Source organism: bacterium, assembly GCA_030247525.1.
In the GTDB taxonomy this organism is placed as follows: Bacteria; Electryoneota; JAOADG01; order JAOADG01; family JAOADG01; genus JAOTSC01.
On record JAOTSC010000123.1, the window covers coordinates 1 to 10,207 of the forward strand.

Sequence of the window (10,207 nt, forward strand, 5' to 3'; positions counted from 1 at the left end):
ATCCAATACCTATTGAATATATCGATAATGTTCTATTGACTTCCTGATTTCCATCAAATACATTGTTATTTTCCCGCTCACATCTCTTAAGGAAACTACCATGCGATTCATTTTGTGCATAATTGCGATGTTACTTGCGACCCAAATTTTTGCCCGAGCGAACTACACCGGATATTCTGGCGCTCCCGGACGTCAAACTTGTGCGATCTCTTGCCATGGCAATTCGAGTGGTACTATGCAAGTTGTCGGTTTTCCCGCTGAATATACACCCGGACAGCAGTACCGTATCTCAATTCGGAAAACTTCCGGAAGTTCAATTCGAAACTTTAATGCTTCTTGTCGGGTCGGCACCGGATCCACCAATGCGGGTGTAATAACGGCGAGCACGAATACGGCAGTCTATAGCGTCACCGGTGAAACAAATGGTATACACTTGTCTACCTCAGGGCGGGATTCTGGTGTCTTCAATTGGACGGCACCTGCTGCAGGTACCGGTACAGTTCGTCTTTACATGGGTGGTATGCAAGGAACCAGTGCAAACGGACCGAATACGACCTACATCGGAACAAGCAACGAAATCATTGCAAATCTACCCGGAGCGGCATCAAATCCTAACCCATTAAATGGCGCAGTTAATATCATTCCGGGTGTCAATCGGTTGACTTGGTCACCAGGTGCCAATGCAAATTCCTATGATGTGTATTTTGGAACAACCAATCCACCGGTGTTGGCAGGTTTCCGCTCCGACACAACTTATACGACCGATACATTGATGCCGGGGATTACCTACCATTGGCGAGTCGATTCGCGGAATGCGAATGGATTCACCCAAGGGACTGCTTGGAGCTTCACTACGTTGGTTCCTTCACCCGCATTGAATCCGCAACCGGCGAACAGCGATACGATAACCACCAATCCAGTTACCCTTCAGTGGGATATTGCAGCAACCGTTACTCCGACCAATATCGTGCTCCGCCTCGGTACACAAAATCCGCCACCTGTAATCGATACGCTTGCCAGCGATACACGCACACATCTCGATTCATTGCTCCAAAGTAATGTCACATATTACTGGCAGGTCGACCAGATTTTCCCGTGGGGTGTTACAACGGGAACGACGTGGAGTTTTGTCTACAACGAACCGAGTACGATTCACCAAACGCCAACGGCATTGCCCAATGCGATACGGTTGGAACCAGCGTACCCGAATCCGTTCAATCCGATAACGACGATCCGCTATGCGATTCCGCAATCGGCGTCAGTAACCTTAAAAGTGTACAATCTTGCCGGGAACGAAGTCGCTTCGTTGGTGGAGATGTATCAACCGGCTGGCAACTATGCCGTGAATTGGGACGCCAGTAACGTGGTGTCCGGGGTCTACTTTTACCGATTGACGGTAAACCATCAAACACTCAGCGGGCGGATGCAATTCGTGAAGTAACCGGTTACCAATTCGTTGCATCATAATATCAACATCATACGTTCGGGCGGTAGGCAACTACCGCCTTTTCGTTAGGAACAAAGTAACGAAAGTTGGTGAAATGGATTGTAAGCGTCCCTTCGAGAAAGTATCTTCTGGAAAGATTACAGTGAGGAAACCATGTACAAACAGATCACGATCAAAAACTTTCGCGGCATCCGTGAGCTGACCGTTCCATTGAGTCAGTTCAATATCTTTACGGGGAAGAATAATGCGGGAAAATCTACTATACTTGAAGCTTTGTTTTTATCAGTGTTACAAGATGCAAGAGCAGCCGACTGGATAGCTGGTTTTCGTGGGGCCATAAACAACTGGCAGAAACTCGAAGCTTGGCGATACTTCTTTTCAATTGGAATTGATAAACCAAGTGTTGAAATTTCACTAGTTGATGATCACGACCAAACAAAGCAACTGTCAATTAATCTGTACAATCTTGCAGCACAAGGAAAGACTTTTATCGACAAAGAATTCGAGGGAACCATTATTCACGATACGATTGATGAGTATTTGTCTACAGGTTTGCTGTTTACGAGCAATCAAACGAGCAATATCTATGATTACATGTCTTCGATAAGAGTTGTAGCTGATCAGTCAAATCCGATTTACGAGAAGAACCAAGAGCCGTTACAACCAATTGGACGGGTGCCTTATTTACATTCTGCGTGGACAGGATTTGAATCGACAGCGAGAGAATACAGTAAGTTAAAGATTGAAATGAAAAACCGTATTGTGTTCGATGCTATCAAAGCTATTGAACCAAGGTTGAAATCAATTTCAATCGAAGCTCCCACAGGTGTACCGTCTTTATACGTGGATATTGGGCTTAACCGTTTACTCCCAATTTCTTTTTTAGGAGATGGTACAATTTGGATTAGTGATGTAACAACTGTGATTGCATCCTCTGAAGTCAATGCCGTGCTTCTTGATGAAGTAGATTCAGGTTTGCATTTTTCAGTTATGAAAGAAGTTTGGAAGCATATCCACAAAATTGCAAAAGAGTGCAACACCCAAATCTTTGCCACAACCCACAGCCGCGAGTGCATCATGGCGGCTCACGAAGCATTCATCGAGGATGAAGCGAACGGGATGCCGTATGAATTGAGTGTACACAAATTAGCTCGCTATGACGACGAAACACGGGTTGCGACGTTTGGAAAGGAAACATTAACAACATCATACGATTTGGACTTAGAGGTTCGATGATGAATAAGACTAATTTCGATTTTTCGTACTCGAAGTACATCGTTTGCGAAGGTGAAACGGAATTTGAGTTGCTCCAACGTCAATTGAACGATCTTGGAATTACATCGATTGCCGTGTTTCCCAACAAATCTATTCGCGTTCAAACTGTTACAACAGAGGATACAACACCTACTAATGAACCGTCATCAGATACAACCGGAACGAGTGGAATTCCCAGCTACTTAAAAGCAATTGCTGACCAGAATCTCGGTGCACGACTGAGAGGTATACTGGTAATCCGAGATGCTGATACTGATGCACAAAAAGCTGAAAAAGCATTAAAACACGATTTGGTAAAAAGTGGGCTAACAGTGGAGGAGGAACTTCCAAGAAACGTAAATGAGTTTTCTGATAATTTTCCTCGAATTGCAATTAGTATTCTACCTTCCATTGTTGAAAAAGGAATGTTGGAAGACCTGTGTGTACAAGCAGTAGCCGTAGATCCAATTAATGATTGTATTCGAGAATATTTCAAGTGTACTTCTGGGTCCGGTGTAAATGTTGATCCATTATATATGGGTAAGGCGTACATGCAGGTTTGGTCAGCTGTACGTTACAGACCAGCAGCGCCGTTCCACGCGGCTATTAAAGCTGGAAAGTTTGATAACGAGCTACGACACCCCGCCTTTACTACACTTCGTAACTTACTTGTCGAACTTGATAGACTATAACCATGTCCAGAATCCGCGTACTGCCTGAAGTTGTTGCCAATCGAATCGCTGCCGGCGAGGTAGTCGAACGTCCGGCATCGGTTCTGAAAGAATTGGTGGAGAATGCTATCGATTCCGGTGCGAACCGCATCGAGGTGCAAATTCGCGGCGCGGGACGAACCCTCATTCAAGTGACAGATAACGGCAGCGGCATGGATCGCGACGATTTGCTCTTAGCGTTCGAGCGTCATGCGACCAGTAAAATTCGTCAATTCGAAGATTTAGAACAATTGATGTCATTGGGTTTTCGCGGCGAAGCATTACCATCGATTGCATCGGTTGCCCGCATCGAAGTCCGCACCCGGATGGCAGAGGAGGAGACTGGTTGGTATCTCGCCATCGATGCCGGGCGCATCGTCCGGATCGAACCGATTACCGCCGGGGTCGGATCGCAATTCACCGTAAAAAGTTTGTTCTATAATGTCCCGGCACGCCGGAGATTTTTGAAATCCAATGCAACGGAATTCGGACATATTCACGTCCGGTTCAAGCGGTTTGCGCTTTCCAATCCGCAAATCGGTTGGAAGTTTTTTAACGACGACGAATTGTTGTACGACTTAGCGCCGGGGACGACGACACAGCGCGTCGAGCAGCTCTTCGGCGAAAAAATCGCTGCCGACTTACGCGAAATCAAGTACGAAAGCGATGGCATTAAGTTACACGGTTTGGTAGGAACCGCCTCCTTATTGCGAGTACAACGCGGCGATCAGCATTTATATTTGAATGGTCGCGCCATTCGGTCTCCATTGATTACCGGCGGCGTCACTGCCGGTTTAGGACAAATTGCCGAACCGGGTACTTATCCATTCTACATTCTATTCCTCGAACTCTCACCGCGACAATTCGATATCAACGTTCACCCCTCGAAAGAGGAAGCGAAATTCGATAATGAGCCGTTACTGCGCCGGGTTGTGATGGAGGCGGTACGCGACGCTTTGCGCAGCGGCGGTTTAGAAGAGCCGACTCATCGGTTCGATGCGGAAAGTCAAAGCGCGAAACCGGTATCGGATCGATACTATCCGCAAGCCGAGCCCGCGCTACCGAATGCGCCGGTACCCCATCCCCACAACGGCGACTCACCTCACCCAACGCAACCTCACGCCAAACGGGAAACTGGTTTCTTCGATGCGCCACAAGGGTATATCCCCGTGCGTTATCGTGAGCGTCCTACCGAGCAGTACTCTTTCCTGCAGGCGCGGCGCGATTACGCGACGCCATCGGGCCGGGAAGCGGCGAATGCAAGCGAAGAGAGTGCTTTGCTCACCGCATTAGAGGGTATTCACCGCGGGGAAGCGCCGCAGCTCTGGCAAATGCAAGGGAAGTACATTCTGGTACAAGTACCCTCCGGATTGGTGATGATTGATCAGCATGTCGCGCACGAGCGAATCCTGTATGAACGGGCAACCCGGACAATGGCACGCGATGGCTGGCCGATTCAGGAAATGTTGTTTCCCATCGAGTTTGCAGCCAGCCCGGAAGACGTCGAAACTGTGCGTGAGCTATCCAGCGATTTAGCGCGTGTTGGATTCAAGCTCGCCATCAAAGACGCGAAGACCCTTGTGTTAACCGGTTTTCCACAAGGGCTGCGGTCGGGTAATGAGGATCAATTGGTGTTGCAAATGCTCGATTTGTATCGCCGTGATTTTGAAGCGCGTCCCGCCGATATGGATCGATTGGCTGCCACCTTTGCCTGCAAAGCGGCGGTGAAAGCGGGGATGCCGCTTGCCACTTCCGAAATGCTGCATTTGCTGGAAGAGTTGTTTCGTTGCGATTTACCCTATGTTTGTCCTCACGGCCGTCCGGTACTCATTCAATTAACAATCGACGAACTTGACCGCCGGTTTGGACGCAGTGGCGGATGAAACCTCTTCTCTGTATTGTCGGACCAACGGGCAGCGGTAAAACGGCGGTAGGAGTCGCCGTTGCCAAATCTCTGTCGGCAGAAATTATCTCCATCGACTCCCGCCAATTGTATCGCGGGTTTCGCATCGGTGCGGCGCAACCGACGGAAGCAGAGTGCGCCGGGATTCCGCATCATCTCATTGACTTTCAAGATGCCAACAAACCGATGACAGCCGGACAGTTTGCGAAACTTTCCCATGCGAAAATCCTCCAATTAGTAAGTGCCGGAAAAAACGTGATACTGGTCGGTGGATCGGGCTTGTATTTTCGCGCGATTTTCGACGGTTTGTTTCAAGGACCGCTCATCGAGGAAGCGTACCGGGTAGTATTGCGGGAACGCGCCCGTATCGAAGGAGTACCGGCACTGCACGATGAATTGCAACGGATCGATCCGGCATTGGCGCAAAACATTATGGCGAACGATTACCCACGCATCGAGCGAGGGCTTGAAGTGTATCATGCATCGGGAAAAACGATGTCGCAATGGTGGAAAGAACAAGAGCGCGAGTTTGAGTTTAGCCCGATATACGTTGGACTCAGCCGCGACCGTGCCGATGTGGTGAACCGGATAGCGAAACGAACGAAAGAAATGCTCGCTACCGGATGGATCGAGGAAGTCCAAACGTTGCTTGCCGCAGGCTATGATGAAGCGATTGACCGGGAAAAATTTCATGGCTACCGGGAGCTTGCCGCGTATCTGCGGGGAGAAATCATGCTTGCCGAAGCCGAAGAGCGAATCAACATCGTTACCCGGCAATATGCGAAACGGCAAATGACGTGGTTCCGGCATACGAAAAATGTGACATGGGTCGATGTAAAACCGGACGAAACGACGTTAGAGACAGCGCAAAAGATTCTCACCACTTGGCAAGATTCGATTGCGTAGGAACAATCGGGTAGCGTAAGTCAGTTTTCTTACTACATATTGTACTTTCCCATTTCTCAGATAATGAGAGCAACCGATGAATAATTTTCGCCACGTCAAAATATTAGCAACCGTCGGACCGGCATCGTCGGATCCGGTAGTTTTACGCGACCTGATTGCGGCAGGGGTGGATGCGTTTCGGTTGAATGCATCGCACGGAAAACCGGATCAATTGCGCGAATGGATTCCGAAACTGCGTGCCGCCGAAGCCGAAGCTGGAAAGCACATCGCGATCCTGCTCGATCTACCCGGCCCGAAATTGCGGGTCGGACAACTCCCGAATGAGGGTATTGAGTTGGTAGTGGGAGCTGAAATCGTGTTTGTTCCCGATGGCGAAAGCGGCGGCATTCCTGCCGGGGATTGGTCGCTCTTGCAGCAAGTGAAACCGGGCGAACCGATTCTTCTTTTCGACGGTCGATTGCAAGCGACTACGATAAAAGTTGAAGCAAAACGTATTACCGGTAAGGTTGTCGTTGGCGGTCATTTGATTTCAAGGAAAGGAATCAATCTGCCCGGAACCCGATTCGATTTACCCGATTTATTGCCGCAGGATATTGCTGCGCTCGATGCCGTTGCTTCCGAAGTCGATTGGGTTGCCCTTTCGTTTGTGCGTTCGCCTCATGCCGCGCAGACCTTGCGGGAAGCGCTTATAGCAAGAAATTCCAAAGCGTGGATCATGGCGAAAGTGGAACGTCCGGAAGCCATCGAACAATTGGACGAGATCATTCAAGCATTCGACGGGATCATGGTCGCGCGGGGTGATTTAGGTGTCGAGCTGCCCCTCGAAGACGTACCGCGCTTGCAACGCCGGGCGTTAGCGGCATCGCTTGCCGCAGGAAAAGTAGCGGTTACCGCTACCGAAATGTTGGAGACGATGATTACCGAACACCGACCGACCCGGGCGGAAGCGTCCGATGTTGCCGGTGCAGTTTGGCAGCATACCGATGCGGTCATGTTATCAGCGGAAACGGCAACGGGTAAACACCCGGCGCTGGTTGTGCAAACGATGGCTCGCATCATCGCCGATGCCGAGCAAGAAATCGATACCGAAATTCTGCTGCGACGACGTGGCGGGAAAAGCGAGACCGAGGAAGCGATTGCCCGCGGTGCGGCGTGGATGGCATTGGATTTGCAAGCCGAAGCGATTGTCACACCAACTGCGAGTGGTTTGACCGCGAAACGGGTTGCGCGCTTCCGGCCGCGAACAAAAATCATTGCGACGAGTCCCAATGCTTCCGTCTTGCGTAAATTATCACTGGTCTCCGGTGTACGTTGTGTAGCGGTATTGGAAAACAGCCATCCGATAGAATCGTCGCTATTGGCGGTTACCGGATTATTCGGTCTATCGAAAAACTCACAAATCGTCGTAACCGGTGGTTGGCCACACGGCGCTGGGCAGACGAACTTTGTACAGGTGCGAAAACTGTGAATCAATCCGAAGCGAAACCGAATGTAACGAATAACAGCGGCAAGCGATTGTTTCAGCTTGCCCGCAAGCGTTGGTACCTCACTCTGATCATCCTTGTCGTGTTGGGATACTGGGGATATCGCAGCTTCTTTGGTGTAAGCGATGAGTACGCAACTGCGGAAGTGAAACGCGGTACCTTCAAAATCGAAGTGACTGAGACCGGAGTCGTTCGTGCTGTAAAGTCGGTATCGGTAGTCGCTCCGAAATCACAAACCACACTGCAAATCATCGATATGGTACCAGAGGGAACGACTGTAAATGTGGGTGATTTACTCATCCAATTCGATCCCACCGAGCTACAGAAGAAAATCGACGACAAATCTGCAGAGTTAGAAATCGCGCAAGCGAATTTACAGAAGTTCCGTTCGGAAATGGAATCGAATCGCGCAAAATCGAAAGGGGAGTTGGAATCCGCCGACGCTCAATTCAAACAAGCGAAACTCCGGTTACAACAAATGGAATTTGAAGCAGAAGTAAAAAAAGAAGAAGAGCGGTTGGCGATGCGGCAGGCGGAGATTTCCTACGAACAAGCGCGGGCGCGGATCGTAGCGCAGCTAACCGCTGACTCTGCCGATTTACGAACATTGGAATTGAAAATCAAACAAGCGCAACTCGATCTTGATAAAGCGCACAATGATTTGAAAGATCTGCGGATTGAAGCGAAACAACCCGGGCTTGTTGTCTACCTCGAAATGTGGAAAGGCAACAACATGGCGAAGATTCAAGTTGGCGATCAACCGTGGCGAGGGATGTCGTTGTTAGAGATTCCCGATTTGAGTTCGATGGAAGCGAAAATCGAGGTGAACGAAGTGGAAGTTGCGCGGATAACAAAAGGGGCACCGGCAAAAATTGTGCTCGATGCATTCCCCGATCCCGCATACACTGGCAAAGTCAAAGAGATTTCGGTATTGGCACGGCGAAAAGAGAACGATGAAAATGTCAAAGTGTTTGATGTCGTTGTTTCGATCGATTCCGCGAGTTCGATGATGAAACCGGGCATCACAGCGACTGTAGCGGTGTTGGCAGAAGAAACCGCCAATGCGGTGTATGTTCCCATCGACGCTATCGAGACCGATTCGCTTTCCTATGTATATGTCGTAGGAACTACCGGCAGTAAACGAACGCAAGTGAAATTAGGTAAACGCAACGACGATTTTGTCGTAATAGAGAGTGGCGTCGAACCGGGACAAAAAGTTCGGTTGCTTAGTAAAAAAGTGAAGAGCGACGACGAGGAGGAGAAACCGGAAGCCACCACCTCAGTAAATAAAAGTCAGCGGGTAGTTACACGTGGTCGCTGAACGTACTAAAAAGTTTCTGAATACGACCAAGCAGTCGATCGACGACAGCATGCGGAGCTTTCGCGCGCACCGTTTGCGGACGGCGCTCACATCGTTGGGCGTTATCTTCGGTGTAGCCGCCGTGATTGCGATGTTGGCGATTGCGGAAGGGGCGAAGCGCGATGCGGTGCAAGCGATCGAAAAATTAGGTCTTTTGAATATTTTTGTGACCAATGGCGGAAAAGAGGAAGATCAGGAAGCGGCGAAGAAAAAGAATCCCGACGGATTGTTACTTGACGATGGCGAAGCGTTGCGGCAAATCGTACCTGGGGTTTCGACCGTAATTCCTAACATCCGAAAAATGCAGAAGGTGAGAAACACCCACGCTTCGGAGACCGCGTCGATTGTCGGTACTGAGATCGATTTTCTTTATGCGACCAACCGCGAGATTCGCATTGGAAGACTGTTGCACCCTCTCGATGAAGAGGAAGGGGCACGGGTAGCGCTGTTGGCAAGTGAAATTGCGAAGAAACTGTATCCCACGGAAATGCCGGTCGGGAAATGGATCCGCATCGGACAAACCCCATTCAAAATTGTCGGGGTGTTGGAACAGACCGGACAGACGTGGAAACTGCCGAATCTTCCCGATTGGGAACCCGACAAGGAAGTATTCATCCCCTTGAAAACCGCGAGCCGATTGTTTTCCGACGGAGGAAAACGCGAGCAAGTGCAATCGTTGTTGGTGCAAATGCGCGATGCGGCGTCGGTTTCGCCGGGTGGTAAAATCATTCGACAAATCATCGAGCGTCGTCATCGTGGCGCGAAGGATTACCAGATTATCGTTCCCGAAGAACTCTTAGCGCAGAGCCAACGCACCCAACGCACCTTCACGATTATTATGGGCGCTATTGCGGGAATTTCTCTGATTGTCGGCGGCATCGGCATTATGAACATTATGCTCTCATCAGTATTGGAACGGACGCAAGAAATCGGAATCCGCCGCGCGATTGGCGCTACGCAAGCGGAAATCGCTCGTCAGTTTCTCGCCGAAGCAATTCTCTTATCTGGTGCTGGTGGATTTGTCGGTTTGATATTGGGGGTGATCCTCGCTTACATCGTGACGTGGCTGGCGGGTTGGGCAACGGTGATTACTGTTTGGTCGATCCTGCTCTCGCTTGGCGTCTCGATTACCGTTGCGTTGTC

The 10,207-nt window shown here is 49.7% G+C and carries 8 protein-coding genes; all 8 read left to right on the forward strand.

The annotated features are described in order from the left end of the window. The first annotated feature begins 100 nt into the window (after positions 1–100). On the forward strand, positions 101–1,441 hold the full coding sequence (locus OEM52_11015; protein MDK9700663.1) for a T9SS type A sorting domain-containing protein: 1,341 nt from the start codon (positions 101–103) through the stop codon (positions 1,439–1,441). 159 nt (positions 1,442–1,600) lie between these two features. Continuing rightward, positions 1,601–2,683, forward strand: coding sequence for an AAA family ATPase (locus tag OEM52_11020; protein MDK9700664.1), 1,083 nt, complete (start codon positions 1,601–1,603; stop codon positions 2,681–2,683). Next, the gene (locus OEM52_11025) at positions 2,680–3,393 is read left to right on the forward strand and encodes a hypothetical protein (GenBank protein MDK9700665.1); all 714 of its coding nucleotides are present in this window, start codon (positions 2,680–2,682) and stop codon (positions 3,391–3,393) included. Before OEM52_11020 ends, OEM52_11025 begins: the two co-directional genes overlap by 4 nt. Before the next feature lie 2 nt (positions 3,394–3,395). Beyond that, the gene (gene mutL, locus OEM52_11030) at positions 3,396–5,294 is read left to right on the forward strand and encodes a DNA mismatch repair endonuclease MutL (protein ID MDK9700666.1); all 1,899 of its coding nucleotides are present in this window, start codon (positions 3,396–3,398) and stop codon (positions 5,292–5,294) included. After that, positions 5,291–6,220, forward strand: a complete 930-nt coding sequence (gene miaA, locus OEM52_11035) for a tRNA (adenosine(37)-N6)-dimethylallyltransferase MiaA (GenBank protein ID MDK9700667.1) — start codon at positions 5,291–5,293, stop codon at positions 6,218–6,220. The genes mutL and miaA overlap by 4 nt, the downstream gene beginning before the upstream one ends. Before the next feature lie 76 nt (positions 6,221–6,296). Continuing rightward, positions 6,297–7,688, forward strand: a complete 1,392-nt coding sequence (gene pyk, locus OEM52_11040) for a pyruvate kinase (GenBank protein ID MDK9700668.1) — start codon at positions 6,297–6,299, stop codon at positions 7,686–7,688. Then, on the forward strand, positions 7,685–9,025 hold the full coding sequence (locus OEM52_11045; protein ID MDK9700669.1) for an efflux RND transporter periplasmic adaptor subunit: 1,341 nt from the start codon (positions 7,685–7,687) through the stop codon (positions 9,023–9,025). Before pyk ends, OEM52_11045 begins: the two co-directional genes overlap by 4 nt. Further along, the coding region (locus OEM52_11050) for an ABC transporter permease (protein ID MDK9700670.1) at positions 9,015–10,207 on the forward strand (1,193 nt) is incomplete at its 3' end. The genes OEM52_11045 and OEM52_11050, both read left to right, overlap by 11 nt.